This window comes from Bacillota bacterium (assembly GCA_012837285.1).
Taxonomy (GTDB): Bacteria; Bacillota; DTU030; order DUMP01; family DUMP01; genus DUNI01.
The window spans coordinates 1-24,840 of record DURJ01000120.1 but is presented as its reverse complement, the minus strand read 5'-3'; the positions used below and the strand labels follow the sequence as shown (position 1 = coordinate 24,840).

At 51.5% G+C, this 24,840-nt stretch carries 29 protein-coding genes; 2 read left to right on the top strand and 27 right to left on the bottom strand.

The genetic code is table 11. The features are described 5' to 3' along the window. Positions 1–67: 67 nt before the first annotated feature. From GX016_07140 to GX016_07065, 16 genes are all read right to left on the bottom strand, one after another. Positions 68–328: a stage V sporulation protein S gene (locus GX016_07140; protein HHT71333.1), complete on the bottom strand. Its 261-nt coding sequence runs from the start codon at positions 326–328 to the stop codon at positions 68–70. 127 nt (positions 329–455) lie between these two features. Continuing rightward, on the bottom strand, positions 456–1,154 hold the full coding sequence (gene rnc / locus GX016_07135) for a ribonuclease III (protein ID HHT71332.1): 699 nt from the start codon (positions 1,152–1,154) through the stop codon (positions 456–458). Continuing rightward, the gene (gene fabF, locus GX016_07130) at positions 1,141–2,385 is read right to left on the bottom strand and encodes a beta-ketoacyl-ACP synthase II (protein HHT71331.1); all 1,245 of its coding nucleotides are present in this window, start codon (positions 2,383–2,385) and stop codon (positions 1,141–1,143) included. Before fabF ends, rnc begins: the two co-directional genes overlap by 14 nt. 97 nt (positions 2,386–2,482) lie before the next feature. After that, positions 2,483–2,713 carry an acyl carrier protein gene (locus GX016_07125; protein ID HHT71330.1) on the bottom strand — a complete coding sequence of 77 codons (231 nt, stop codon included), beginning with the start codon at positions 2,711–2,713 and terminating at the stop codon, positions 2,483–2,485. 65 nt (positions 2,714–2,778) lie between these two features. Beyond that, positions 2,779–3,522 carry a 3-oxoacyl-[acyl-carrier-protein] reductase gene (fabG, locus tag GX016_07120; GenBank protein ID HHT71329.1) on the bottom strand — a complete coding sequence of 248 codons (744 nt, stop codon included), beginning with the start codon at positions 3,520–3,522 and terminating at the stop codon, positions 2,779–2,781. A 1-nt stretch (position 3,523) separates the two neighbouring features. Then, positions 3,524–4,468 (bottom strand): ACP S-malonyltransferase, encoded by a 945-nt coding sequence (gene fabD, locus GX016_07115; protein ID HHT71328.1) that lies wholly within the window; start codon positions 4,466–4,468, stop codon positions 3,524–3,526. A gap of 3 nt (positions 4,469–4,471) precedes the next feature. After that, on the bottom strand, positions 4,472–5,446 hold the full coding sequence (fabK, locus tag GX016_07110; GenBank protein ID HHT71327.1) for an enoyl-[acyl-carrier-protein] reductase FabK: 975 nt from the start codon (positions 5,444–5,446) through the stop codon (positions 4,472–4,474). Positions 5,447–5,509: 63 nt separating this feature from the next. Next, positions 5,510–6,517 carry a ketoacyl-ACP synthase III gene (locus GX016_07105; GenBank protein HHT71326.1) on the bottom strand — a complete coding sequence of 336 codons (1,008 nt, stop codon included), beginning with the start codon at positions 6,515–6,517 and terminating at the stop codon, positions 5,510–5,512. Continuing rightward, complete coding sequence (plsX, locus tag GX016_07100) at positions 6,514–7,530, bottom strand: phosphate acyltransferase PlsX (GenBank protein HHT71325.1); 1,017 nt, start codon at positions 7,528–7,530, stop codon at positions 6,514–6,516. Before plsX ends, GX016_07105 begins: the two co-directional genes overlap by 4 nt. After that, positions 7,527–8,111 (bottom strand): transcription factor FapR, encoded by a 585-nt coding sequence (gene fapR / locus GX016_07095; GenBank protein ID HHT71324.1) that lies wholly within the window; start codon positions 8,109–8,111, stop codon positions 7,527–7,529. The genes plsX and fapR overlap by 4 nt, the downstream gene beginning before the upstream one ends. Positions 8,112–8,268: 157 nt before the next feature. Next, positions 8,269–8,454 (bottom strand): 50S ribosomal protein L32, encoded by a 186-nt coding sequence (gene rpmF / locus GX016_07090; GenBank protein HHT71323.1) that lies wholly within the window; start codon positions 8,452–8,454, stop codon positions 8,269–8,271. An 18-nt stretch (positions 8,455–8,472) separates the two neighbouring features. Continuing rightward, entirely contained in the window at positions 8,473–8,988 is a 516-nt protein-coding gene (locus tag GX016_07085) for a DUF177 domain-containing protein (protein HHT71322.1), read from the bottom strand. Between the two features lie 54 nt (positions 8,989–9,042). Beyond that, positions 9,043–10,239: an acetate kinase gene (locus GX016_07080; protein HHT71321.1), complete on the bottom strand. Its 1,197-nt coding sequence runs from the start codon at positions 10,237–10,239 to the stop codon at positions 9,043–9,045. 18 nt (positions 10,240–10,257) lie between these two features. Further along, complete coding sequence (gene pta / locus GX016_07075; protein ID HHT71320.1) at positions 10,258–11,244, bottom strand: phosphate acetyltransferase; 987 nt, start codon at positions 11,242–11,244, stop codon at positions 10,258–10,260. Between the two features lie 321 nt (positions 11,245–11,565). After that, positions 11,566–12,435, bottom strand: coding sequence for a hypothetical protein (locus GX016_07070; protein HHT71319.1), 870 nt, complete (start codon positions 12,433–12,435; stop codon positions 11,566–11,568). A gap of 86 nt (positions 12,436–12,521) precedes the next feature. Next, positions 12,522–13,313, bottom strand: a complete 792-nt coding sequence (locus GX016_07065; protein HHT71318.1) for a patatin family protein — start codon at positions 13,311–13,313, stop codon at positions 12,522–12,524. Between the two features lie 110 nt (positions 13,314–13,423). Here GX016_07065 and GX016_07060 point away from each other — a divergent pair, with 110 nt between their 5' ends. Next, a complete protein-coding gene (locus GX016_07060) occupies positions 13,424–14,218 on the top strand; it encodes a DUF1287 domain-containing protein (protein HHT71317.1) in 795 nt (264 codons plus the stop codon). Positions 14,219–14,410: 192 nt separating this feature from the next. After that, positions 14,411–15,685: a sporulation integral membrane protein YlbJ gene (gene ylbJ / locus GX016_07055; protein HHT71316.1), complete on the top strand. Its 1,275-nt coding sequence runs from the start codon at positions 14,411–14,413 to the stop codon at positions 15,683–15,685. On the opposite strand, the gene GX016_07050 is transcribed toward ylbJ, so the two are convergent. The 11 genes from GX016_07050 to GX016_07000 form a co-directional block, all read right to left on the bottom strand. Next, positions 15,686–16,135 carry an ATPase gene (locus tag GX016_07050; GenBank protein ID HHT71315.1) on the bottom strand — a complete coding sequence of 150 codons (450 nt, stop codon included), beginning with the start codon at positions 16,133–16,135 and terminating at the stop codon, positions 15,686–15,688. Between the two features lie 28 nt (positions 16,136–16,163). After that, positions 16,164–16,649, bottom strand: coding sequence for a pantetheine-phosphate adenylyltransferase (gene coaD, locus GX016_07045; GenBank protein HHT71314.1), 486 nt, complete (start codon positions 16,647–16,649; stop codon positions 16,164–16,166). Positions 16,650–16,741: 92 nt separating this feature from the next. Beyond that, entirely contained in the window at positions 16,742–17,296 is a 555-nt protein-coding gene (gene rsmD / locus GX016_07040; protein HHT71313.1) for a 16S rRNA (guanine(966)-N(2))-methyltransferase RsmD, read from the bottom strand. Between the two features lie 174 nt (positions 17,297–17,470). Then, on the bottom strand, positions 17,471–18,133 hold the full coding sequence (locus GX016_07035) for a 3-oxoacid CoA-transferase subunit B (GenBank protein ID HHT71312.1): 663 nt from the start codon (positions 18,131–18,133) through the stop codon (positions 17,471–17,473). A gap of 12 nt (positions 18,134–18,145) precedes the next feature. Continuing rightward, entirely contained in the window at positions 18,146–18,964 is an 819-nt protein-coding gene (locus GX016_07030; GenBank protein ID HHT71311.1) for a CoA transferase subunit A, read from the bottom strand. Beyond that, positions 18,864–19,883 carry an electron transfer flavoprotein subunit alpha/FixB family protein gene (locus GX016_07025; protein HHT71310.1) on the bottom strand — a complete coding sequence of 340 codons (1,020 nt, stop codon included), beginning with the start codon at positions 19,881–19,883 and terminating at the stop codon, positions 18,864–18,866. The genes GX016_07030 and GX016_07025 overlap by 101 nt, the downstream gene beginning before the upstream one ends. A 13-nt stretch (positions 19,884–19,896) precedes the next feature. Beyond that, complete coding sequence (locus GX016_07020) at positions 19,897–20,682, bottom strand: electron transfer flavoprotein subunit beta/FixA family protein (protein HHT71309.1); 786 nt, start codon at positions 20,680–20,682, stop codon at positions 19,897–19,899. Between the two features lie 15 nt (positions 20,683–20,697). After that, the gene (locus GX016_07015) at positions 20,698–21,843 is read right to left on the bottom strand and encodes an acyl-CoA dehydrogenase (protein ID HHT71308.1); all 1,146 of its coding nucleotides are present in this window, start codon (positions 21,841–21,843) and stop codon (positions 20,698–20,700) included. Positions 21,844–22,088: 245 nt separating this feature from the next. Continuing rightward, on the bottom strand, positions 22,089–23,402 hold the full coding sequence (locus GX016_07010) for a 4-hydroxybutyrate CoA-transferase (protein HHT71307.1): 1,314 nt from the start codon (positions 23,400–23,402) through the stop codon (positions 22,089–22,091). A 95-nt stretch (positions 23,403–23,497) separates the two neighbouring features. Continuing rightward, positions 23,498–24,280: an enoyl-CoA hydratase/isomerase family protein gene (locus GX016_07005; GenBank protein ID HHT71306.1), complete on the bottom strand. Its 783-nt coding sequence runs from the start codon at positions 24,278–24,280 to the stop codon at positions 23,498–23,500. Between the two features lie 372 nt (positions 24,281–24,652). Beyond that, the gene (locus GX016_07000; GenBank protein ID HHT71305.1) at positions 24,653–24,808 is read right to left on the bottom strand and encodes a hypothetical protein; all 156 of its coding nucleotides are present in this window, start codon (positions 24,806–24,808) and stop codon (positions 24,653–24,655) included. Positions 24,809–24,840: the final 32 nt, after the last annotated feature.

Genomic DNA, 24,840 nt, shown 5'->3' with positions numbered 1-24,840 from the left:
TAGTGAACACAAGAAGGCCCACCCCGAGGGGCAGGCCCAAGATTTGTTGGCAGTCGCCCTATGGCTCTTAACGTGAACCTACAATAAACTTGATCGCCGTCCTCTCTTCGCCATCAATGGTGATCTCGGCAAAAGCTGGCACACAAACCAGATCTAGACCGTTGGGGGCTACAAATCCGCGTGCAATGGCTACCGCTTTGACAGCCTGGTTGACCGCTCCCGCGCCCACCGCTTGCACCTCGGCTACTCCGTGTTCTCTGAGAACAGCTGCCAAAGCACCTGCCACCGATTTAGGATTAGATTGTGCTGATACTTTTAGTACTTCCACTTTTCTGCCTCCTTCAGTTCGATTGCTCATTCGCTCATTGGGCTTATAGTGTTTATTCGTGGTTTGGCGAAAAATTCCTGCTTTTTTGACGCAATATCAAGCTAAAAGCTAGTTTCTTTACTCTACGCTATTTCGACATCTTTCGCAACAGTTTACTGGCAGCTTCTTGTTCGGCATCCTTCTTACTAGTGCCGCTCCCTTGAGTTTGAAGAAAACCGTCCACATAGAGTCCGACCGTAAATTGTCTGGCATGGGCAGGTCCCTCGCTTTTTAGGAGCCGATACTCAATACTTACATTACCATGGGCCTGTAATTGTTCCTGAAGGGTGGTCTTATGATCGGTAACAAACTGGAATTCTCCCGACAAGTACGGCACCAATAGGCGGTTCACGAATAAGCGGGCTGCATCCAGGCCCGAACTCAGATACACAGCCCCGAGCAGGGCCTCCACAGCATCAGCCAGCAGAGCCGGTCGGTATCTACCGCCTTGTGCTTCTTCCCCTCTCCCTAAGCGTAACGCCTCCCCTAAGTCTAAGTGGTCGGCCAAGCGTGCTAAAGTAGGCTCACATACCAGCACCGCTCGGCGCCTAGTGAGTTCTCCCTCCGGTTCGGTTGGAAAAACGCTATACAAATACTCGCTTACGATCAGCTCCAGAACTGCATCGCCCAGGAACTCCAAGCGTTCATTAGCCTGCGTACCGTGTTCATGAGCATACGAGGAATGAGTCAGGGCAATAGCAGCCAGCTGAGGCTGTACCTTCAGACCCCAACTGCCAAGTACAGTCAGCAGGCGTTTCAAATCCGGCCAAATGTCAGTTGCTGCCATATCGTTTTACCACCAAGGCTGTATTATGTCCCCCAAATCCGAACGAATTGGCCAACACAGTATTTACTCGAGCCGGGCGGGGGTTATTAGGGACATAATCTAAATCACATTCCGGATCACGATACCGGTAATTGATGGTCGGGGGTAGCAAGTCTTCGTTGATAGCCCAGAGGCAGGCAATAAACTCCACCACACCGGCTGCACCAAGCAGGTGGCCGATCATGGACTTTGTTGAACTTACCGGGACCTGGTAAGCGTGTTCACCGAAGATGTGTTTGATAGCCTTGGTTTCGTAAAGGTCGTTGTATTCTGTAGAGGTACCGTGGGCGTTAATATAATCAATCTGCTCCGGCTGCACAGCGGCATCTAGAAGCGCCGCTTCCATGGCTCTGGCCGCTCCTTCCCCTTCCGGTGCCGGCGCAGTAATGTGATACGCGTCCAAAGTAGCACCATAGCCTATAAGTTCGCCATAAATCCTGGCCTGCCGCGCCTGGGCATGCTCCAGCTCCTCTAAGATAACTAACCCGGCCCCCTCACCCATGACAAAACCATCCCGTTTCCGGTCAAAAGGACGACACGCCTGCTCAGGCTCCTGGTTATGGGTGGATAAAGCTTTCATCGAACCGAAACCGGCCAAAGCTGCGGGCGTTATCGGGGCTTCGGCTCCCCCAGCCAAGACTAGATCGGCTTCGTCCCGTTGGATCATCCGCAGGGCCTGACCTAAAGCATCGGCTGATGAAGCGCAAGCGCTTACTGTTGTAAGGCTGGGGCCCTTAAGGCCGTACATAATTGAAATCTGTCCTGCAGCTATATTGGCAATGATCATGGGAATAAAAAACGGGCTGACCCGACCAGGACCACGTTGATCTAAAACTAACACCTGTTCGGCCAAAGTCTCAATACCGCCTACACCGGTCCCTAGAACCACCCCAATACGCTGGCTGTTTTCCTGCTCCAGTTTAAGATCGCTATCCAGCACAGCCTGTTGAGCAACAGCTACAGCATACTGGCAAAACCGATCCATCCGGCGGGCGTCTTTACGATCCATATAATCGGGGGCGTTAAAATCTTTCAGTTCGCCAGCCATTTGGCTAGTAAACGGTTCCGGCTCAAACCGAGTTATGCGGCTGATGCCGTTCTTGGCGGTCCTAAGTCCGGCAAAATACGCCTCTTTGCCAATTCCGATAGGAGTAACCGCGCCAATACCTGTTACAACAATTCTTCTGCCCACTACCTACACACTCCCAAGCAATATGATCATCCTGAGTGGTTTTATGAAAAGTCCCGTAGCAACCATACTACGGGAGCCTTCCTTAATCTGAGACCCATTAAGAGTTGGCCTTAATGTACTCTACTGCATCCCCGACAGTGACTATTTTCTCTGCATCTTCATCTGGAATCTCAATCCCAAAGTCTTCTTCAAGAGCCATCACCAGTTCCACGATGTCCAGCGAATCGGCCCCCAAATCATCCACAAACGAGGCTTCCATAGTTACAGTGTCCTCATCCACGCCAAGCTGATCCACAATGATCTCTTTTACCCGGTCAAAAAGAGCCACAGTATCTCACCCCCTTTCGGCGGCTTCATTGGGTTAAACCAGAAACCGAGCTACTATTCCTGCCGCTACATTCCAAGTCCTCCGTCGATAGCCAATACCTGCCCGGTAATATACCCGGCTTCAGCGCTGCAGACAAAAGCCACTGCCGCTGCCACATCTTCGGGCCCACCATAGCGCCCGGCCGGGATTTTACTCAAGTACATATGTTGGATGTCCGTCGGCAAAGAAGCCGTCATGTCGGTGGCAATAAATCCCGGCGCCACTGCATTTACTGTGATGCCTCTTGCGGCCACTTCTTGAGCTACCGATTTAGTCAGGCCGATGACACCGGCTTTAGCGGCCGCATAATTGGCCTGACCGGCGTTGCCGTGTATTCCGACCACGGAAGCAATATTCACAATCCGTCCACATTTCCGCCTAAGCATACCTTTTAGCACCGCCTGGGTGCAATAAAATACCCCGTCGAGATTAGTCGACATAACGTCTGCCCACGCTTCTTTCTTTAGTCTAAGCAATAAACCGTCCCGGGTGATACCGGCATTGTTCACCAGTATTCCGATGGGACCAAGTGCTTGTTCGGCCAGGGCAATAAATCTTTCCGTCTGTTCCGATCTAGAAACGTCCACTTGGATAGCGGCCGCCGTCCCACCGGCCTCAGCAATAGCAGTCACTACCGCTTGGGCCTGATCAGCATTCTTGGCATAGCCCACAGCCACTGGAGCTCCCAGCCGCGCCAGTTTGATAGCAATGGCCTTACCGATTCCACGGGAACCGCCGGTAACTACAGCAGAACCTGGAATTATCTCCATTTTAACTAACCCCTTTCAGCTCCGCAAGGGTCTTTTCGAAGGAAGGAAGGTCATAGACGTTAAAACATAGTGCGGTCCGAGCTATGCGCTTTAAGAAGCCATTTAATACTCGGCCAGGGCCAACTTCAATAAAAGTGTGATACCCGTCAGCCAGCATTCTCCGAATGGAGTCCTCCCACCTCACCGGTGAGCTTACTTGTCGCACCAAGGATTCCCTTATGTCTTCTCCGGTAGTAACATAGTCCCCGGTAACATTGGCTACCACCGGAATCTCAGGAGCTTTGATCTCTACCTGGTCTAATATCGCGGCCAGCTTTTCCCCGGCCGGAGAGAGTAAACTCGAATGAAAGGGGCTGCTCACATCCAGTGGCACAAACCTGGCTCCTCTGGCTGTGGCCAAATTGCCGGCAGCAAGTACCGCCTCGGTATGCCCCGCAATAACAACTTGACCCGGACAATTATAGTTTGCCGGTTCAACTTGGCCATTCTCTTGCGCCAAGCGACAGATTTCGTCAACTTCTTCTGGAGCCAGGCCCAGTATCGCCCCCATGGTTCCTTCTCCAACCGGTACAGTTTCTTGCATCAAGCGGCCTCGCTCATGTACCAACCATACAGCCGTACGAAAACCAAAACTCCCAGCCACGGCTAGGGCTGAATACTCACCCAAACTCAACCCGGCAGCAACCCCCGGCCTGACGCCAGACTCTGCCAGCACCGCCCAACAGGCCAAACTTACAGCCGTAATAGCCGGTTGGGTGATTTGGGTCAAGATAAGTTGCTCTTCCGGACCATTAAAGCACAGGTCGCTGATAGAAAAACCCAAAGTTTCATCTGCAGCAGCAAATACTGCCCGAGCAGCGGAATAGTGGCCGGCCAGATCTCTTCCCATCCCTACGTACTGTGCCCCTTGCCCAGGGAACAACAAGGCTACGTGATCTCTGCTCATAATTCATACCTCCAACAGCCCTACGGTCTGCTTGTTAGCAGCCATACGCCGCCCCAGCCGCTGCAATATGTCACCGGCCTCAGCCATAATACCAGTAATGATTTCATCCACAGGTAAAATCTCTTGGACTAAACCGGCCACCTGGCCACACATCACTGAACCATATTTTACATCTCCATCCTGTACTGCTGCCCGCAGCCGTCCTGTTCCCAACTGCTCCAGTTCTTGGCGACCGACCCCCTGCTGTTCCAAAAGCGCAAATTCTCGCGCCAGTTGGTTGTTCATTACCCGTACCGGATGTCCGATACTTGCTCCTGTAATTACAGTGGAACGGTCTTTTGCTTTTACAACTGCCTGTTTGTAGTTTTCATGTACTGTACACTCAACACTGGCTACAAACCTAGTTCCCATTTGGACCCCCTGGGCCCCCAGAGCCAATGCCGCTGCCAACCCCCGGCCGTCGGCAATGCCCCCGGCGGCAATCACCGGTACGCTCACCGCTGACACTACTTGAGGTAGCAGGGCCATGGTAGTTGTCTCCCCAATGTGACCCCCACATTCCATTCCCTCAGCAATAACAGCATCGGCACCGGCCCGAACTAAGCGTTTGGCCAAGGCCACCGCTGAGACCACCGGCAGCACTTTGATACCTTGGGCCTTAAAGCGCGGCAGATCTTTCCCCGGATTACCCGCCCCAGTAGTTACCACCGGCACCTTCTCTTCAATTACAACTTCCACAATTTCCTGCACTGACGGTGACAAATAGTATATATTAACACCAAACGGCTTGGAAGTCAGGCTCTTACAGGTTCTGATTTCCTTTCTTAGCAGTTCGCCGGGCATGCTTCCAGCTCCGATGATCCCCAAACCTCCGGCGTTGGATACCGCCGCTGCCAGTTCGGCCGTGGCCACCCAAGCCATACCGCCCTGCAAAATCGGATACTCTATTCCCAGTAATTCGCATACTGCTGTGCGCACAACCTCGCCTCCTCGCTATCGCGTGCTATCCAAATTAGTACTGGCTCAAATACCGAGCATTCTTTAGTGGACGGCGTCTGGCCCCCATTTAATAACATTGGCCCCCCAGGTAAGACCCGCGCCGAACCCCACCAAAACCAGTACATCTCCGGGTTGGAATTGCCCGGCATCGGCTGCCTCGGCCAGAGCAACCGGAATGGAAGCCGAGGACATGTTGCCGTATCGATCCAAGTTGACCAGGATGCGTTCCCGCGAAATCCGCAGCCTTTTGGTAGCCGCGTCAATAATGCGCTGATTGGCCTGGTGCGGTATTAGATACGCAACTTCATCTAAGCACAGCCCAGCTCTATTCAAAGCCTCCAAGGTTGCATCAACCATGATGTGTACAGCAAATTTAAACACTTCTGGTCCATTCATGTGGGTATATTGCAACCCTTGTTCTAAGGCCCTGCAATCCAGCGGTTGCCGGGAGCCGCCGGCCGGTAGATATAAGTACTCACTACCACTGCCGTCAGAACCCAAATAAGTAGACAAAATACCCTCTTCGGCTCGGCCCGCCCCCAAAATCACTGCTGCTGCACCATCGCCGAACAACACACACGTATTGCGATCCTGCCAATTAGTGATGCGTGATAGAATATCCACCCCAACAACCAATACATAATCGTAGGTTCCGCCCCGAACGAACTCACGGCCTACGGACAACCCGTAAAGAAAACCGGTACAACCTGCCTCTAGGTCAAAGGCACCGGCAGTATTGGCCCCTAATCGGTGTTGCACCAAACAGGCAGTAGCGGGAAAAACCATATCAGGCGTTACTGTGGCCACTATAATCAAGCCAAGCTGCTGAGCACTTATCCGGGCCTTCTTTAAGGCTGCTTGGGCGGCCCTAAGCGCCAAATCAGAAGCCGCTTCCTCTGGACCGGCAACCCTTCGCTCTCGAATACCGGTACGTGTTCTGATCCACTCATCCGAGGTGTCAACACTCTTTTCCAGTTCTTGGTTTGTTATTACCGTGGAGGGTAGGGCACTGCCCCAGCCTATTATTGACACGCCTCGTTTCCCGGTCATTTATTTTCCCTACTTCCTTCCGGTTCTTCTCGCATAAGATCTGCGATTTTTCCGGTCACATTTTGTGACAACGATTCCTGGGCTACGCGAATGGCATTGAAAATAGCTCGAGCACGTGATGAGCCGTGACAGATTACAGTGGGGTGGTTTAGCCCTAGCAGCAGCGCTCCGCCGTATTCTTCGTAGTTCATACGCTTTTTTAAGTTTTGGAAGGCCGGCCGCGTCAGGTATGCACCCAGCTGAACACCCAACCCGCTTTGTTTGATTTCAGTCTTAAGCATATCCAGCAATGCCGTCGCTAATCCTTCTGCGAACTTTAATATTAGGTTGCCGCTAAAACCGTCGGTAACCACCACATCAGCAACCCCAGACAAAATATCGCGACTTTCAATATTACCGATAAAATTGAGTCCGGAAGCATTCAGTAGCTTATAGGCGTCCTGCAAAACCGCCGTTCCCTTCTCCGGTTCTGAACCGACATTAAGAAGAGCTACCTTGGGATGTTTCCAGCCCAGAACGCTCTGAACATAAAGACTGCCCATGTAGGCAAACTGCAGCAGATAACGGGGTTTAGCCTCAAGGTTGGCGCCACCGTCGATAAACATGCAATAGCCGCGGGTAGTGGGCATTGGGATAGCAATGCCAGGGCGATCTACCCCGGGTAATCGACCAAAATTGCGCAGGGAAAAAGCCATGGTGGCCCCAGTGTTACCCGCCGATACCAAGGCGCCTGCATCCCCATTTCTCACCAATGCCGCTGCCACTGCCAATGAGCTTTCCTTCTTGTGGCGTAGAGCATAGACCGGTTTATCGCTCATCTCTACCTGTTGCCACGCTGGAATCACCTCGACCCCAGGTGCTGGTAATCCCACTTCAGTTTCCAGTGCGGCTATCTGATCCGGATTACCCACCAGGATAATTCTCGCGCCTAAAGTTGCAGCTGCTTGTACCGCTCCTTTGACAATCTCCCGCGGTGCCCAGTCGCCGCCCATGGCGTCCACAGCTATTTTCATGGCTCGGTTGTCCCCCTCTCCTCGTCCAGAGACACCATGATGAATTTGGCTCGAAACACTTCTTGATTGCTTTCGTAGGTACGCACCGCCACAAAATACTTGTTCTGACGCCGACGGGTCACTTCTGCCTGGGCAAACAGTCTCTGGCCAACACGAACCGGCTGCTTATACTTGATGTTGGCTACACCGGTCAAAGCAGCTTCAGCATCAATAACCGCCAGAGCTAGTGATTCGGCCTGAGCAAACATGAAATGACCGCGGACGACTTTGGACTTTTCGAACACCATGTCGGCTGTAGTCTCCAGAACTGACAGCGCCCGTACCCCACGTTCCAGATCATACAGATCGCCGACAATCTCTCGACCTTTAAGTGACCTGAGTTTCCGGTAAGCCCCTTCAGCCACTCGCCTGGTACGTGTGCGTACCTCAGGAATACCTAGTTGCATCCGGTCCAAACGCACAGTTTGAGTGCTCACTTGAAAACGAGAGGCCAACATCTCATCAGTAACAAACGGGTTTTCCGCTATGGCTTGCCGCAGTGCATCCAGGCGCTCTGGTTTAGTAAGCTGGCTGTCCGCCACTCTTATCACCTACCTTTATTACCTGGTGATATATGTAGGTAGTATTAAATTAAAGTATATCGGTTTAATCATCCCTATGCAAGCCACAATTAACCGAAAATAACAAGAAGAGGTAGTTCCTCAGCTCAGAGAAACCACCTCTTCGTGTTTATTGCGCTTAGTCAGCTTTTTTCTTCTTCACCACTTGTTTCCCGTCATAATACCCACATGAAGAGCAGATCCGGTGCGGCATGGTATGCTCGTGGCACTGGGGGCACTCGATCAAGCCCGGCAGGGTCAACTTCCATTTGGCCCGCCGCCGGCGAGTACGGCTTCGGGACATCTTTTGCTTAGGTACAGCCATGTGTGCACCCCCTCTTTGTTAAATCTTGTTGATGAAATCACGTAAGACGGCCAGCCGCGGGTCTACCCGGTCTTGCTTGCAGGTGCACAACTTAAGATTAAGGTTCTGCCCACACTGGGGGCATAATCCCTGACAATCCGGGTTGCAAAGAGACTTCATTGGCAAAGACAAAAGTATGGTCTCTTCAACATCTGGGGTCACATCAATGATATCTCCGCTAATGGGCCGCACTTCCAGGTTGTCATCCGGCGAAGTCGTATCCATCTTGTGTTCTGTATAGCCGACAGCAAATGGCAGCTCCAGGGCAAGTTTGACCGGTTCCAGACAACGGCTGCAGGCCATAACCACCGTCGTGGTTACTTGGCCTCGGGCCAAGTACAATTCCCCTGTATTGGTAAGTTCCAGTTCCACTGTTACCGGTTGATCAAAACAGATTTCCTCGCCTGCCCACTCAAACGGCGGCCAGCTGGCGGAAACCGTAACCTTAAAACTAGCACCCACATTGTACCGGATGGAGCTAATGTCCACCTCCACGTGTCTCACCTGCTTAACGTCTGTATTATACTTTGCCCTGCTATACCTGTCAATTCATCTCTTGGCCATCAGTTCAGCCGTGTCTTGGGCAATCATCAGCTCTTCGTTGGTGGGAATAACCAAGATGTGCACCTTAGCATCAGCTGTGCTCACATCTACTTCCTTCCCTCTGGTCCTGTTCTTCTCCGGATCCATTATTGCTCCTAAGAACTCCAACCCTTGGCAAATCTGAGACCGAATGGTGATGCTGTTCTCACCAATACCAGCTGTAAACACAATGGCATCTAAGCCACCCATGGCAGCAGCGTAAGCACCGATGTACTTGCGGGTAAAATAGCAGAGCATATTCAGAGCTAATTGAGCCCGCTTGTTACCTGCATTGGAGGCCTGCTCAATGTCGCGCGCATCGGACGAAACACCCGAAATCCCAAGCAGACCACTTTGCTTGTAAAGAATGTCGTTCATTTCCCGAGGGGAAAGATCCGCTTGCTCCATCAGATAGGGAATTACCGCCGGATCTACATCGCCGCAGCGGGTTCCCATGATAGTCCCTGAAATTGTACCGAAACCCAGGGAGGTATCCACCGACACACCGCCCTTAACCGCGGTAATACTGGAACCATTGCCCAAATGGCAGGTTACCAGTTTCAGCTCCTCCAGTGGACGCCCCAACATTTTTGCTGCCCGGCGGGACACATACTTATGCGATGTCCCATGAAAACCATAACGGCGAACGCCATATTGTTCATAATACTCATAAGGCAAACCATAGATATGGGCTTCTGACGGCGTGGTCTGATGAAAAGCGGTGTCGAACACCGCTACCTGGGGCACCCCCGGCAACAATGCCTGGCAAGCTTCAATACCAATGATGTTAGCCGGATTATGAAGAGGTGCCAGGCCAGCACAAGCATGTAGGGTCTCCATAACCTCAGCGTTGATGATTACTGAGTCAGCGAACTTCTCACCGCCGTGAACAACTCGGTGCCCCACAGCTGAAATCTCATCCAGACTGGCTAAAGCACCGTGGTCAGGGCTAAGTAATGCATCCACCACCAGTTTGATCCCGACTTTATGATCAGGAATTTCTGTCTCCGTTTGTATTTGGTGCGCGTTTGTCTGGTGGGTAATCAGCGAACCCTCAATGCCAATCCGCTCTACCAGCCCCTTGGCCATTACCAGCTCGCCGTCTGTATCTATGAGCTGGTATTTTAACGAAGAACTACCGCAGTTTATAACTAGAATCTTCACCAAGTCACACCCTTTCCACTAAGCGCCTTGTAAAGCGGTAATGGCAATCACGTTGACAATGTCTTCTACGCTGGAGCCGCGGGACATATCATTCACCGGCAAGGCCATCCCCTGCGAAACAGGACCGATGGCTTCGGCGTTCGCTAACCGTTGCACCAACTTATAGCCTATGTTGGCTGACTGCAAATCAGGAAATACCAGTACATTGGCCCTTCCAGCAACAGGGCTGCTCGGTGCTTTTTTCCGACCCACGTCCGGTACTATCGCCGCATCCAGTTGTAGCTCGCCATCTAACATTAACTCCGGTGCCATTTTTTGCGCTATCTTTGTGGCTTGCACTACTTTATCCACTAGTTCGTGCTGAGCACTGCCCTTAGTAGAGAAAGAAAGCATTGCCACCCGTGGCTCCAGACCCGCCAGCACCTTACCCGTTCGGGCCGACGCTACAGCGATAGCCGCCAGTTGCTCGGCATCGGGATTAGGATTTAAAGCACAGTCCGCCATAATAAAAACGCCGTCTTCACCTAACGAGCAATCGGGAACCACCATAATAAAAGCACTGGACACCAGTGGTATACCAGGCGCCGTCTTAATCACCCGCAGAGCCGGTCTAAAAGTATCAGCGGTGGTGCTGGCTATGCCACCCACATAACCGTCAGCATCTCCGCTCTTTACCATCATGGTGGCATAGTACATCGGATTACGCACTAAAACTTTGGCATCTTCCAGACTGAGACCTTTTTTCTTCCGTAACTCATGCAACGCGGCCGCGTAGCTGTCAGCCTGTTCTGCCTGTTCAGGGTCGATAATCTCAACCCCGGCGTCGCCGGTCTTTTCCAGTAACTCCTCCACCTGCGCTTTCTTGCCCAGTACGATCGGGCGGGCTAAACCTTTTTCTTTAGCAATAGCGGCAGCTCTGACCACCCGTTCATCGATGCCCTCGGGAAGCACTATTGTCTTTCCGAGACGACGCGCTCCTTGATGAATCCGTTCAATTACATTCATCATCTTGCCTGGCTATCCTAGTCCTGGCCCCCCAGGACCGGCCCCCCTGCCAGTTCCGCTCCTTTCATGCTAGAGTTATCCTGCTTGGCAGGTCTTCAGCTTGGGAGGCTGCTTTGACCGCTGGCTCTTGTTGCTAGTCTGAGCCAGCAGAGAAAAAATATGTTTAGTGTACATTGTTTCCATTTCGACGTCGCCTGTTAATTTCCTGCTTAACAATCTTTTGTCCCGCTCTATACAAAGCAAAATAATAGCTGCAGGTGGCCAGGACCCGCCTTAGGGCCAAAGCCAAACCTGCAGCTTAGTCTGCCGCTTGAACTCTAGCTACTGTCCAGCCGCTTTCTTAACCATGGCCTGATGGTCCGGGCAGGTGCGGCCGGAGCCATGGGTTCGGCTGCCAAGAAAATGGATACAAAAATGGCCAGGGAAATTGTTACCGGACACTTTACTTCCGCCATGCGGGTAACCGTTTATGGATGCTGCCACCCAGCCGCTGCCATAATCTACAACTACCGCCCGGCGCCCCCAACTCCAAACAGGGTACAGCTGGCGCAATACATTGGTGTCAGCAGCCGTCCTCGGCTCGACATCGGCATGGTTATAGCCTCCGCGGCGGCGAACCGTAAAGCTAAGACCTGTCTCCACATCTGTAATCTCAGCCTCCCCCTCGGACTGAAACTGACAGTTCACTTCTGACCAATTCACTAACCGCCCTACAATCCCACGCCCACCGCCGCGCGAGATTTGTTCCGGTGCTCTCAGGGGTAACGCCGGCATCATAAGTCTTAGACCAGCCTGCAAGCTGTCCGGTTCTACATCCGGGTTTGCTTCTTGCCAAGCTGCCTCCGTGGTGCCAAAGCGCTGCGCCAAGACAGCGAAAGTATCATCAGCCCTTACAATGTAGGGCCTTTCCGTTAGAACTGTCCACGTAGCCGGACCCACTACCGCATCCACGGTAAGTCCCGCTCCCTGCTGAAAAAGGCATACCCCCTCTTCGGTGTGGGGACCGAAGTTGCCATCAGCCACATCAGTAAACAGCCCCTGTGACCTTAGTAATTCTTGCAGAACCCTGACCACTTCTCCTCGATCACCTATTCTCAGCACTGTCGGTGCAGCCAAAGCTGCTGCACTAACCAGAAGTACTACGGTACACAACACAACCAGCAACATCAAGGCAATCCGCAACCGTTGCACGATAAAAATCCCCTTTCCGGGTAACTGCAACCACCGACAGTTTCAATAAGTTGTATATTCGACCATAACTTAGAAAGTCCTGCTTTTTATGCCTCGTTTTTCCCATCTCGGATCAACTCATTAATCAGGGGCAACGCCTCCCAGGCAGCGTCGCGGCCACGCTGGATCAGCTCTGGCGCTTTGTCCAACTGGATAGCGGAAAAGTCGCCCACATCCGGACGGATAAAAATATCGGCCTTGGTGGTCCTTAGCCGCACAATGACTTCTTGCATAATGTCAATCGCCTGCATGGTCACTTCAGCTGCACTACGAAAGCGCCCGGTCCGGAGGCTGGGACCCACATCCACCCCCACCATATATGCTGCACCCATTTCCTGCAAAACTCTTATGGGCACCCTATCTACCAGGCCTCCGTCCACCAGCAGTCGACTAGCACAGCGCACCGGAACAAAAACCCCAGGGATCGCACAACTGGCTACTACGGCCGTTACCACCGAACCTTCACGAAAAACAACTTCCTCTCCGGTAGTTAGATCAGTGGCAACAGCTGCAAAAGGCAACTTCAGATCAGCGAAAGTCTTCCCCTGGAGAAATACATTTAGCACCTCGCGCAGTTTTTCCCCCTGCACAACTCCGCCTTTCCCTGGGAAAACACCGAAGTCAACTATGTGTTTTAGTCTTATGGAACAGGCCACCTGTTCTAATCTATGTAGGTCTACCCCGGCAGCAAACAGAGCTCCGATTAAAGAGCCGACACTGGCACCAGCCACATACTGGGCCTTAATTCCCTCCGATTCTAGCACCTGAAGCACACCTATGTGGGCTAGTCCCCTGGCCGCTCCAGCACCCAAGGCGATACCGATGCCCGGTTTGTCCATAGGTTGTCGTCCCCCTTTTAATCTGTAATGATACTATACGCCAAACCTACCCCAAAGGACAATACTGACTTGTACCTTCCGATCCCGGTCTGTTCATGATATTATCTGTTATGAAAACGATATTTACCACATATCATTCCCGCAATCATCAGTCCCCAAATCAGATTTCAGATGAAGAAGGTGTATCATTGAGCAAATCCGCATTAGGGATACTTGTTTGTCTTCTGTTAATCATCGCTGCAACGCTACTGTTTACCTTTTCCTCAACCGGTGTCAGCAGTCACCTGCCAGTCAAGAATGAGTCCGGCGCTGGCTTGTCGTCTGCAAGCATCCCTGTCGTAACTGTGGAGACTGTTGTAATCGATCACGACCAAGACAAAGACGGTATCCTCGATCTAGAAGACATGGTACAAGGAGCTCGGGCTTACGTCAACACCAAACCCCGCTACAAAGACGCTTATTATGCCGGTGGATACCCACCGCCAAAGGAAGGCGTTTGTACCGATGTGATTTGGCAGGCCTTTCAGGCCGCCGGCTATGACCTGAAAACAATGCTGGACGAAGACATCAAGAATAACCCCTTGTCTTATCCTCGCGTAGCCGGTCAGCCCGATCCCAATATCGACTTTCGCCGCGTGCAAAATCTTCATGCCTTTTTTAAACGTCAGGCCACCGAACTCACCTTGGAAGTAAAACCCGGCGACCCCGAGAACCTCAAGGAATGGCAAGGAGGTGACATTGTCATCTTCGGACATCGGGTAGAACACATCGCTGTTGTCTCTGACCGGCGCCGACCCGACGGAGTCCCCCTGCTCCTACATAACGCCGGGCCCTATGCCACAGAAGCCGATACACTGCTACGCTGGTCGTCCCCTATTATCGGACATTATCGCTATCCCAAGTAGCATCTAGGCATTGGAGCACCTCTTTATAGTTGTGTGCTCTTCACAGTCTTCGCTTTCACTCTACCTTTTCCTCCTGGCCCAATCAGATAGCGAGATGGCTTCTTCCGGTCACCTGGCTGTAACCGATGGCATATTGCTCTCTTTTGGCCAATATAATCTAGCAGAAAGCCGCAGCCGAAAGGGGCCAATGATATGCGACTTCCGCGACGTCGTCGGCTAAGAAATTATCTAGTAACGTACCTGGGAGCTGCTGTGGCCGTTTGGTTGACTCTGGCCATGGTGCGCTATCCGGACAAAGCATTTGAGGCCGCTGTAAACGGCCTCTCAGTTTGGTTTGAGATTGTTTTCCCAGCCTTGTTACCTTTTTTTATCGGATCTGAAATCTTAATGGGTCTAGGTGTGGTCCATTTCATGGGAGTGCTGCTGGAACCATTTATGCGTCCCTTGTTTAATGTACCTGGAGCCGGTTCTTTTGTACTGGCCATGGGGTTAGCTTCCGGCTACCCTATCGGCGCCGTGCTAACGGCCAAGCTTCGCCGGCAAAACTTATGTACCCAAGTTGAAGCTGAACGGCTGGTAAGCTTCACCAATACAGCCGATCCCTTGTTCATGATCGGCGCCGTAGGTGTCGGCATGTTCGGTCTGGTGGAAGCCGGCAATATTATCACCATAACCCATTATCTCGCCACCATCGTATTGGGATTGGTGTTACGTTTTTACGCTCCTCGGGGTAAGACCAGTCCGGCCCTAAACAGCGGCCACGGGAATATGTTTATCCGGGCTTTAAAAGCGCTGTATAGAGCCCGCGTAGAGGACGGCCGTCCATTTGGGCGCTTGCTGGGCGATGCCATCCGGCAATCAGTTAACACCTTGCTCACCGTTGGCGGTTTTATCATTCTTTTTTCCGTTATGATTGAAATGGCCACTGCTATGGGGCTCACATCTTTCTTAGCCTCGCTCTGCGGACGCCTGCTAGCTGCTTTGGGCCTCAGTCAGGGTCTGGCCCCATCCCTAATCAGCGGCTTGTTCGAAGTCACCATCGGTACCGACTGTGCCGCCAAAGCAGTGGATGCCGCCAATAACTTACTTCCCCTAAGTGAACGTATCACCGTGGCCACAGCTATCATCGGTTGGAGCGGACTTTCCGTTCACTTTCAGGTGGCGGCCATGGTAAATGAGACTGACATTCGTATGTTTCCCTACATTCTAGCCCGTATCTTGCACGCAGCCATCTCCGGCCTGGTAGCCTATTTTCTCCTCCCAAGTTTGATCAGTACCGTTTATCCGTTAACAGTACCGGCTTTTGCCGCCGGTAGTCAGGCTGCGGTACTGGCCTATTGGCGCTGGCGCTTGCTGCATTGGGGGATCTATCCTCTGCTTCTGCTTCTTGGTCTAGGCCTGATAAATTCTGTCCTTACCAGTGTGCGCCCAGGCAATTGGCCGTTTTTCTTCCAGCGTCGTCAGTAACTATGATTCCTTAGACTTTAATACCTCACGCCCCTGTTGAATGCTAGTTAAAGCCGCCGTTAGATACTCTTCCAGCCGTCCCAGCACCCCCTCGGCATATTCGTTAGCCCCGGCTCGGATCTCGCGGGCGGTCTTCTGGGCCTGGGCCAGGAGTTCCTGGGCCTTTTCCTCCGCCTCCTTGCTGATCTCATGCTCGTCTACTAATTGACTTGCATAGGTCTTAGTTTGCTCGGTAATTTTTCTCGCTTCTTCTTCAGCTTCCTTGAGATAACGATGACGTTCTTTGGTCAGCCAGCGCGCCTGCTGAATATCGTCGGGTAGACTCTGCCGCAAATGCTCTACGAACTCGATCAATTCATCTTCGCCCATGACTAATCTTCCTGTAAATGGGATCCGCGGCGCTTGTTCCAACATTTGCTCGAACTGATCCAGTAAATCAAAGATATCCATGTGGTTTCCCCTCCTCCAATGTCACCAATCACCTGCTGTCCTGATATCGACGGCGCAGTCTCTCGGCCACCAGCGGCGGTACCAAATCTCTGACACAGCCACCGTAACTGGCAATTTCCTTTACAATACTAGAGCTGAGAAAACTATATTCGGAGTTGGTCATCATGAACATGGTCTCGATATTCTCGTTTAATTTCTTAATGGCCATGGCCAATTGGAATTCATAGTCAAAATCGGAAATAGCACGCAGGCCCCGGATCACAATATCAGCTTGCCGTTGCTCAACGTAGTGAGCCAGGAGGCAGTCAAAACTGTCGGTTTCTACGTTAGGTAGATCGGCCGTCACCGCCTTCAGTATCTCCACCCGTTCTGCGATAGAAAACAGCGGTTTCTTAGCAGCCTGTCTACCCACTGCCACAATGAGGCGATCAAACAGGCGGGAAGCACGGTGAATTATGTCCAGATGGCCGTTGGTAATCGGGTCAAAACTTCCTGGATAAACGGCAATTAACATTGTGACCTTCCTTTCAAACACGTTGATCTGAGTGAGGTAGCGAGGCAATGTCGTATCGCGCCTGCAGCTTATGGAAAACCACTACCTCCACGCTACCCTTTGAGCCGGTAAAACACCAGTTCTGTGTCACCATAGCGGCGGCAATCGGTTTGAACAAGCTGCTCCATAACCAAAGGCAATTTGCTGCCGGAGGCTTGCTCCACTAACACTAACCCTCTCGAGGCCAAGACGGTGGATCCGATTAAGGACAGAAGTTCCGGTGTCTTCTCCCAGGCATACGGTGGATCGACAAAAATCAAATCAAATGGTTCCACTAAACTATCGGCATGCTCTCTCAAAAAAGTCAGGGCATCCTTTTTTATTACTGTGCCCAGATGGGACAAGCCACAACTAGCCAAATTCTGTTTGATAGCCCTTACGCTGTAGAAATGGTTATCGACAAAAACCGCTCTTTTTGCCCCTCGGCTTAAAGCCTCTATGCCTAAAGCCCCGGTTCCGGCCATGAGATCGAGAACCGATGCCTCCACAACATAAGAGGCCAGGATGTTAAACATTGCTTCCCGCACCCGATCGGCTGTAGGACGAACCCGCATTCCAGGTGGACATGCAAGCTTAAAGCCTCGTTTTAAGCCACCAATTACTCGCATATTGCCACCCCTTGCCAACATTCGACCATCTTCCCATATTGTACCATAAGCCACGGTTAAAACTAAGGACTTTTTTCCGGCGACTAAAGCTCAACCCGAGCACAAATATAAATAAAAGAAACGGGGCGAACCCTAGAATTACTCCTGGGGTTAGCCCCGCTGAGTAAATCAGCTTTAGAGTACCATCTCCGGCACTGAAGCCGGAACAATAAGATCGGCTTCAGTGGCAGCCCGCACTTGTTCCACGGTAACAGCCGGGGCTACTTCTTTCAAAACCAACCCGTCTGGGGTAATTTCCAGCGCAGCTAACTCGGTAATAATCAGATCCACAACTTTGGCTGCTGACAGCGGTAATTTACACTTTTTTGAGATCTTAGAATTGCCTTTCTTGTCGGTATGCTGCAGTGTACAAATAACTTTTTTAGCCCCTACCAACAAGTCCATAGCACCACCCATGCCTGGAATCCATTTCCCCGGCCCTGCCGGCAAAGCCCAGTTGGCAATGTTGCCCTCTTGGTCGACTTCAAGTGCCCCCAGGATTGTGGCATCTACATGGCCGCCCCGAATCACGGCAAACGACATGGCCAGATCCACTGTACTACCACCGGGGAGTATTCTAGTAGGCTGACAAGCCGCATCAGCAACATAGGCATCCTGCTCCCCTACTTTGGACACAGACTCAAACTCAAAAATCCCGTTTTCTGCTTGCAGAATTACCTCTACCCCTTCGGGAATATAAGAAGCAGCTAGAACAGGGATGCCAAAGCCCAAGTTCACAACAAAACCGTCCTTAAACTCTTGGGCTGCCCGACGTGCAATTAGTTCCCGCGGATTCATTTGCCTCCTCCTTTATGCCAGTTTCTTGTCTCGAATCCAGAGGTTCTTGAAAATTTCCTGTGTCTTTTCCTCACCGTAGCCGAGGACCACTGCATCGACTAAAATACCTGGGGTTCCAACCCGATCCGGTTCGATCTCTCCCGGCTCCACTACATAATCTACCTCAGCAATAACGTAATCAGCCGCCAGAGCCATAACTGGATTAGAGTTGTACGTACCACGGTAGAGGATATTGCCGATCTTATCCGCCTTGTATCCTCTTATGATTCCAACGTTGGCTTTAAGAGCTGTCTCCACCAAGTACTCCCGGTTATCTATTACCAGTTTCTGCTTGCCTTGCTCCATCAGTGTGCCTACACCAACGGGAGTCAGGACTCCACCGAGTCCGGCGCCGCCAGCCCTGATTTTTTCTATCACTGTGCCTTGGGGATAATAATCAACTTCCAGCTCTCCTTTCTTATACAGCTCTACTGCTGCCGGGCAAGTGCCAATGTGGGAGCCAATGTATTTCTTGATTTGTTTGTTTTCGATTAGCTTGCCGATACCAAAGCCACCCCCCACATAAGCATTCACAGCTGTAATCAAGGTCAGATCCTTTACCCCACGTTCCACTAACTTGTCAATACAGGCCAGCGGTGCGTTTTGTCCGAGAAATCCCCCGATCATGATGGTCATACCATCCTTAACGTAATCCAAAGCTGCATCCAAAGCTTTTTCCTTAGACTTCACTTTAATTGCTCTCCTTTCTGCTTCTGGTTTTGCCTTCCTGGATTGTAGTGAGCTCCTGTAACAGAGCCGGGATAATCTCCCGAGTGTCACCGACAATGCCATAGGTGGCAAAATCGAAAATCGGGGCCGCAGCATCCTTATTGATTGCTACTACAATTTTGGATTTCTCCATACCCACCGTAAACTGGACGGCGCCTGACACGCCACAGGCAATGAACAGCTTCGGCGCTACCATCTTGCCGCTTTGGCCGATTTGGAAAGCCGGGTTAATCCAGCCTTCATCTGCCGGCGGTCGGGTGGCCCCCACAACTCCGCCGAAAGCCTGAGCCAAGGCATAGAGTTGTTCGAAATTCTCCTTGGAACCCATGCCCCGACCGCCGCAGATTACCACATCGGCTTCCTCTAACCTGAATGCTTCTTGCTCTTCGGCCATGATGTCCTTCACCACTGTTCTGAGATCGTCAGGCTGTAGAGTCACCGTCACCGAGCTGACTTTCCCTTGGCGATCAGCCATTCTCTTTGGCAAAGGGAACACATTGGGCCGCACAGTAGCCATTTGTGGTCTGTGGTCGGGAATAACAATATCCACCATTACATTGTCACCATAAGAAGGCTTAGTTTGTACCAAGAGTCCCTGGTCGTCAATATGCAACTCCAGGCAATCGGCTGTGAGCCCTGTTTGTAACCGCGCGGCGACTCTGGGGGCCAGGTCTCGGCCCTGGCTGGTAGCCCCCAGCAATACTACGTTTGGTTTTCTCTCCTGGACCAACTCTGTTAGCACCCGGGCGTAAGGCAACGTCCGATAATAGGCTAATTCCGGGTGATCGGCAACCAACACCTCATCGGCCCCATGCTCTACTATTTCTTGGGCCAGGGGCATTATTTGATGCCCCATAGCAACTGCCATCACCTTGCCATCGGCTTGGTCTGCCAGCTGACGAGCTTTCCCCAGTAGCTGAAGACTAACAGAGGCTAAGCCTTTGCCCACCAGTTCAGTAACAACCCAAATGTCATCATGCATGGATCTATCCTCCCTACAGCTGGATTTTGTGCTCTTCTAGTTTGGCCACGAGCAGCCGTGCTACTTCTTCGGCCTTACCAGTAAGCATTTCCACCCGGGAAACTCTTTCGGGAGAAAACAGGCGTGTTACCCTGGTGGGGGAACCGGCTAACCCAATTTTGCTTTCATCTACATCTAGGTCCTTGGCATGCCAGACAGTAATGGGTTTCTTGCCGGACCGAATAATACCAATCGGTGTTGGGTATCTGGGCTTGTTAATCTCTTTGCCTACGGTGACTACTGCCGGTAGCGGTAGTTCCCAAACAGCTGTTCCTTGTTCGCATTCTCTCCAGGCGGTGATCTTGGTACCATCAGGCTCCAAGCGTTTGACCAGTGTTACCTGGGACCACCCGAGCCGTTCGGCCAGCTCCGGCCCCACTTGACCGGTATCGGCATCCACAGCATGGCGTCCGCACAGAATCAGATCCACCGGCTGTAGCTTTTTGATTCCCTGAGCCAGAGTATAGGCTGTAGCCAGCACATCGGCTCCACCCAAAGCGCGGTCACACAGCAGGTAGGCTTCGTCGGCACCCATGGCCACTGCCTTTCGCAGCGCTTCTTGCACTTGTGGAGGCCCCATGCTAATCACACTGACTTTGCCGCCAAACTTTTCTCGTAACAACAAAGCCTCTTCCAGGGCATTTTCATCGAACATATTGATAACACTTTCCATACCTTGGCGAATCAGGTTATGGGTAACTGGATCGACGCATACGTCTAGCGTCTTGGGCACCTGCTTGATGCATACTACGATGTGCAAACCCGTCCCCCCACATTACGCATACTGTTTAAGTGTTGTCATACCGATAACCATGCGGAGTACCTCGGAAGCACCCTCACCGATTTCCAAAAGCTTAGCATCACGCAGAGCACGCTCCACTGGATAATCGCGTGAATAGCCATTCCCGCCGAAAATCTGGATAGCTTCTCGGCAAGCGCTCATGGCCACCTCGGCCGCAAACACTTTGGCCATAGCTGCTTCTTGGGAAAAGCGCATACCCTGGTCCCGCTTCCAGACAGCATGGTATACCATGAACCTAGCTGCTGCGATACCCATGGCCATGTCGGCAATCTTAAACTGAATGGCCTGCAGCTTGCCCAACGGACCGCCGAAGGCCTGGCGCTGATTGGCATAGCGAGCCGCCTTTTCCATAACCGACTCAGCTGTACCCACACCCATGGCTCCAACACAAGCACGGCCAAAGTCCAGGGTCATCATAGCTATCTTAAAGCCTTCTCCTTCTTTCCCCAGGAGATTAGCGGCCGGAATCCGGCAGTTATCCATGATCAGCTCGGTGGTTACTGACCCACGGCAACCCATCTTGTCTTCTTTTTTGCCGATGCTAAAGCCGGGTGTGCCTTTTTCCACAATAAACGTAGAAATACCCCGGGCCCCTGTTGTCTTGTCCGTCTTGACGGCTATCAGATACACCTCAGCTGCGCCACCGTTGGTGATCCAAGCCTTGGTACCATTTAGAACCCAGTGATCGCCGTCACGAACCGCGGTGCTAACAATACCAGCGGCATCGGATCCCGCTACAGGTTCGGTGAGAGCAAAGGCCGCCAACTTCTTGCCGGAAACTAGGTCAGGCAAATACTTCCTTTTTTGCTCCTCAGTGCCAAAAAGGTAAATGGGATCGGTAGCCAGCCAATGAGCATCCAAGGTCAGGGCAACACTGGCTGATCCACGGGCTAATTCCTCTGTAGTAATAGCCCCGGCCAAGGATCCCATATTAGATCCCCCATATTCTTCCGGATAAGGTATGCCAAACATGCCAGCATCCCTCATCTTAGCAATAATGTCCCAAGATAAGTCATTGGCTCTGTCCATTGCCTCGTCATGTGGTGCCACTTCGTTCTCGGTAAACTCGCGTACTGTCTTGCGCCACAGTTCCAGATCCTCAGTTAACCGAAAGTCCATTTTTTGCACTCCTTTCCATTGTTACCTGCTCATTCAAGCCAAAGAAGGCTCTCGCTTCCCCTATCATGTAACATTGGCACCAACTATATCCCATGGACAAAAACATAACGACAACAATCTACCCCCCATTGACTCGTCAGTCAAGAGTTATCACTGCAGGCACTGCGTCCGTTCACAAGGGAGATTTGAGAAGAGTGCCTGCTTAAGGCCACCTGTCGGCCACGAAAAGGTCAGGTTACTTACTCCTAGTACAAAACGCCGGCCTTCTTGGCTTCAGATTGTAGCTGATCGCGGAAATCAGGGTGGGATATAGCAATTAGGGCCTTGGCGCGATCAGGAATGCTCTTGTCCCTTAGATCGGCCACGCCATATTCAGTTACGATATACTGCACATCGGTTCTCGGTGTGGTTACAGCTGTGCCCGGTTCCAAAGTAGTAACAATCTTGCTGATAGTAGTGCCATTCTTCAAGGTCACAGTGGACGCAAGTGCTATGAAGGACATACCGCCCTTAGACAAGCCTGCACCCCGGACAAAGTCCAATTGCCCGCCAGTACCGCTAAATTGGTTAAAGCCCAACGCTTCTGAGCCCACCTGACCGGTGATGTCTACTGTCAGGCAGCTATTGATGGACACAAAGTTATCGTTCTGTCCAATTATATAAGGGTCCGTGATCTTCCAAATAGGGAAGGTTTCCATTAGCTGGTTTCTATCCATAAAATCGTACAGTTCCTTGGAACCGATCCCAAAGCCAGCAGTAATTTTGCCAGGATGGAAGTTCTTCTTCGAGCAGTTGATGACGCCTTTCTTGGCTAACGTGACCATAGAGTCTACGAACATCTCCGTGTGTACTCCCAGGTCTTTCTTGTTTACCAGCAGTTCGCCCACTGCGTTGGCTACACCACCGATACCAAGCTGCAAGCAGGCTCCATCGGGAACACGTTCCGCGATGTAGGCGCCAATTTTTCTGTCTTCGTCTGTAAGCGGCGGATTAGGGAGCACTGGAATATCATGATCGGCCTCACAAATATGATCCACTTGCGCAACATGGATAAAGCTCTCGGCACCACCGTATACATACGGTACCTTTTTGTTTACCTGGACGATAACCTTGTCAGCCAGTTGTGCCGCCAGAGCACCATTATAAGTTCCTAGAGGGCCAAAGCTCATATAGCCATACTCATCCGGTGGCGTCACATCGAAAACAGCCACATTGGCCTTAACCCGATTAATGGTATACCACTCAATGTGGGAGAAGTGCACAGACGTAACCTTAACATTGCCCTGTTTGAGGAATTTGCGTTCCACTGGCCCTAAGAAGAAGCTTTCATAGTTGATATGCCCTTTACACTCGCCCTTCAAGAAGCCCCACGGGTGCATTAGCAATCCGCTGATGGCAGTGGCATTCTCCAATTCTTTGTACCGCGCGGCCAGTGCATCACCAAATTGAATCGGCATACTGCACACTGGGGAGAGCCAAACCCGATCTCCCGATTTGATCTGGGCCGCTGCGTCTTCCACCGACATTAGCTTCTTTTGATAGTCTTCTTTCCAGCTCATTGTTGCCCCTTCTTTCTTTGAGTATAGATCGGTGAAAACCTCTTCCTCGCAAAAAGAGCTCTCTTTTTAGTCACAAGAAACACCTCTCGGTACGATTATTCTCCCTTAAAAACAGGTTTTCTCTTCTCCAAAAATGCTGTCAGGCCTTCCTTGTGGTCCTTGGTCTGCAGGGCGATACCCATAAGGTCCGCTTCCAGGTCCGAATAGGTCTCTTGTGTAATATCACTAATACGGTTAGCAATTTGCTTAATGTAGCCCACGGCAATCGGGGCCTGGGCTGCTAGCTGCTGGGCGAAAGCCATTACTTCCTCATCCAGCTTGTCGGCCGGGACTACTATGAGTACCATGCCATAGCTTTCCGCTTCTTCTGCCCCGATCAAGCGTCCAGTCATGGCCAACTCTTTGCCTCGCATCACACCAACCGCACGGGTCAAGGACCACATACCGCCTGTATCCGGTACTAAGCCTATATTAACAAAGGCTTGGCCAAATCTAGCCTTGTCAGAAGCAATGACAAAGTCACAGGACAAAGCTAAGTTGGCTCCCCCACCGGCTGCCGCCCCTTGCACAGCAGCAATTATCGGTTTAGGCATGTGATACATTTTGCCAATAGCTCGACCAACTTCCCTAATAGTAACTCGGGCTTTGGGCGCAGTATCCAGCGCCTTTAGCAGCTCAAAATCTCCTCCGGCACAAAAGGCCTTGCCTTCGGCTCGTAGGATTACCACCCAGATTTCTCGGTCGGCCGCTACTTCATCTAATACCTGGTTGTACTCCTTGATGAATAGCGGTGTCATGGTATTCATTTTCTCGGGCCGATTCAGGGTGATGATACCGATATTTTCCTTCTTCTCCAGCAATAATGTTTCCCAAGCCATCTTTGCTCCTCCTTATCTTCTACTTCGTGTTGCGCCAACTGAGTTCGGTAAACGCACCGATAACCATCCCAGCACTTCCAATACTACTTCAGGCCTCCAGCAGTCTGGCATTAGCGAAGGTACCGTTCCACTGGTGTCACCTTGCTAACTGCCTTGTGATCTACACACCCCCTTGGGTTGAATTAGGCTTTTGCTTCCCCTATCATGCAACATTAGGGCCAATGATATCCCATAGATAAAAAAATAACGACCTGCACTATTTAGCAGGTCTGTGACACTCAGCGTTATGAACCTATCATCGCCCTTATGAGCAGGATCTTACCCCGGTCAAACACTGCAACCATGATAGGGTGAAATTTTATGTACACAACTTTACCTCTCGCCCCTTATTTCTATGGTCATCTTGAATGTGGTATATTTTGCTAGCTCAAGGTCAAGTATATCTTTTGGTTTTCCAGGTAATAATGATGTCAGGTAAGGTTTCACTTCTCCCCCATGAGTTCTTTTCTCCGGTTTCTCCTCTCCCAAATGGCGGCCCTCCCCGGCCGCCATTACTTTTT

What these genes read in the sequence shown, in the direction of transcription:
- rnc (HHT71332.1), bottom strand. Translation starts at nt 1,154, where the DNA reads ATGGCAGCAACTGACATTTGGCCGGATTTGAAACGCCTGCTGACTGTA.
- fabG (HHT71329.1), bottom strand. Translation starts at nt 3,522, where the DNA reads ATGGAGATAATTCCAGGTTCTGCTGTAGTTACCGGCGGTTCCCGTGGA.
- fabD (HHT71328.1), bottom strand. Translation starts at nt 4,468, where the DNA reads ATGAGCAGAGATCACGTAGCCTTGTTGTTCCCTGGGCAAGGGGCACAG.
- GX016_07105 (HHT71326.1), bottom strand. Translation starts at nt 6,517, where the DNA reads ATGACCGGGAAACGAGGCGTGTCAATAATAGGCTGGGGCAGTGCCCTA.
- plsX (HHT71325.1), bottom strand. Translation starts at nt 7,530, where the DNA reads ATGAAAATAGCTGTGGACGCCATGGGCGGCGACTGGGCACCGCGGGAG.
- rpmF (HHT71323.1), bottom strand. Translation starts at nt 8,454, where the DNA reads ATGGCTGTACCTAAGCAAAAGATGTCCCGAAGCCGTACTCGCCGGCGG.
- pta (HHT71320.1), bottom strand. Translation starts at nt 11,244, where the DNA reads ATGAATGTAATTGAACGGATTCATCAAGGAGCGCGTCGTCTCGGAAAG.
- GX016_07065 (HHT71318.1), bottom strand. Translation starts at nt 13,313, where the DNA reads ATGGACAAACCGGGCATCGGTATCGCCTTGGGTGCTGGAGCGGCCAGG.
- GX016_07060 (HHT71317.1), top strand. Translation starts at nt 13,424, where the DNA reads ATGAAAACGATATTTACCACATATCATTCCCGCAATCATCAGTCCCCA.
- ylbJ (HHT71316.1), top strand. Translation starts at nt 14,411, where the DNA reads ATGCGACTTCCGCGACGTCGTCGGCTAAGAAATTATCTAGTAACGTAC.
- GX016_07050 (HHT71315.1), bottom strand. Translation starts at nt 16,135, where the DNA reads ATGGATATCTTTGATTTACTGGATCAGTTCGAGCAAATGTTGGAACAA.
- coaD (HHT71314.1), bottom strand. Translation starts at nt 16,649, where the DNA reads ATGTTAATTGCCGTTTATCCAGGAAGTTTTGACCCGATTACCAACGGC.
- rsmD (HHT71313.1), bottom strand. Translation starts at nt 17,296, where the DNA reads ATGCGAGTAATTGGTGGCTTAAAACGAGGCTTTAAGCTTGCATGTCCA.
- GX016_07035 (HHT71312.1), bottom strand. Translation starts at nt 18,133, where the DNA reads ATGAATCCGCGGGAACTAATTGCACGTCGGGCAGCCCAAGAGTTTAAG.
- GX016_07030 (HHT71311.1), bottom strand. Translation starts at nt 18,964, where the DNA reads ATGGCATTGTCGGTGACACTCGGGAGATTATCCCGGCTCTGTTACAGG.
- GX016_07025 (HHT71310.1), bottom strand. Translation starts at nt 19,883, where the DNA reads ATGCATGATGACATTTGGGTTGTTACTGAACTGGTGGGCAAAGGCTTA.
- GX016_07015 (HHT71308.1), bottom strand. Translation starts at nt 21,843, where the DNA reads ATGGACTTTCGGTTAACTGAGGATCTGGAACTGTGGCGCAAGACAGTA.
- GX016_07010 (HHT71307.1), bottom strand. Translation starts at nt 23,402, where the DNA reads ATGAGCTGGAAAGAAGACTATCAAAAGAAGCTAATGTCGGTGGAAGAC.
- GX016_07005 (HHT71306.1), bottom strand. Translation starts at nt 24,280, where the DNA reads ATGGCTTGGGAAACATTATTGCTGGAGAAGAAGGAAAATATCGGTATC.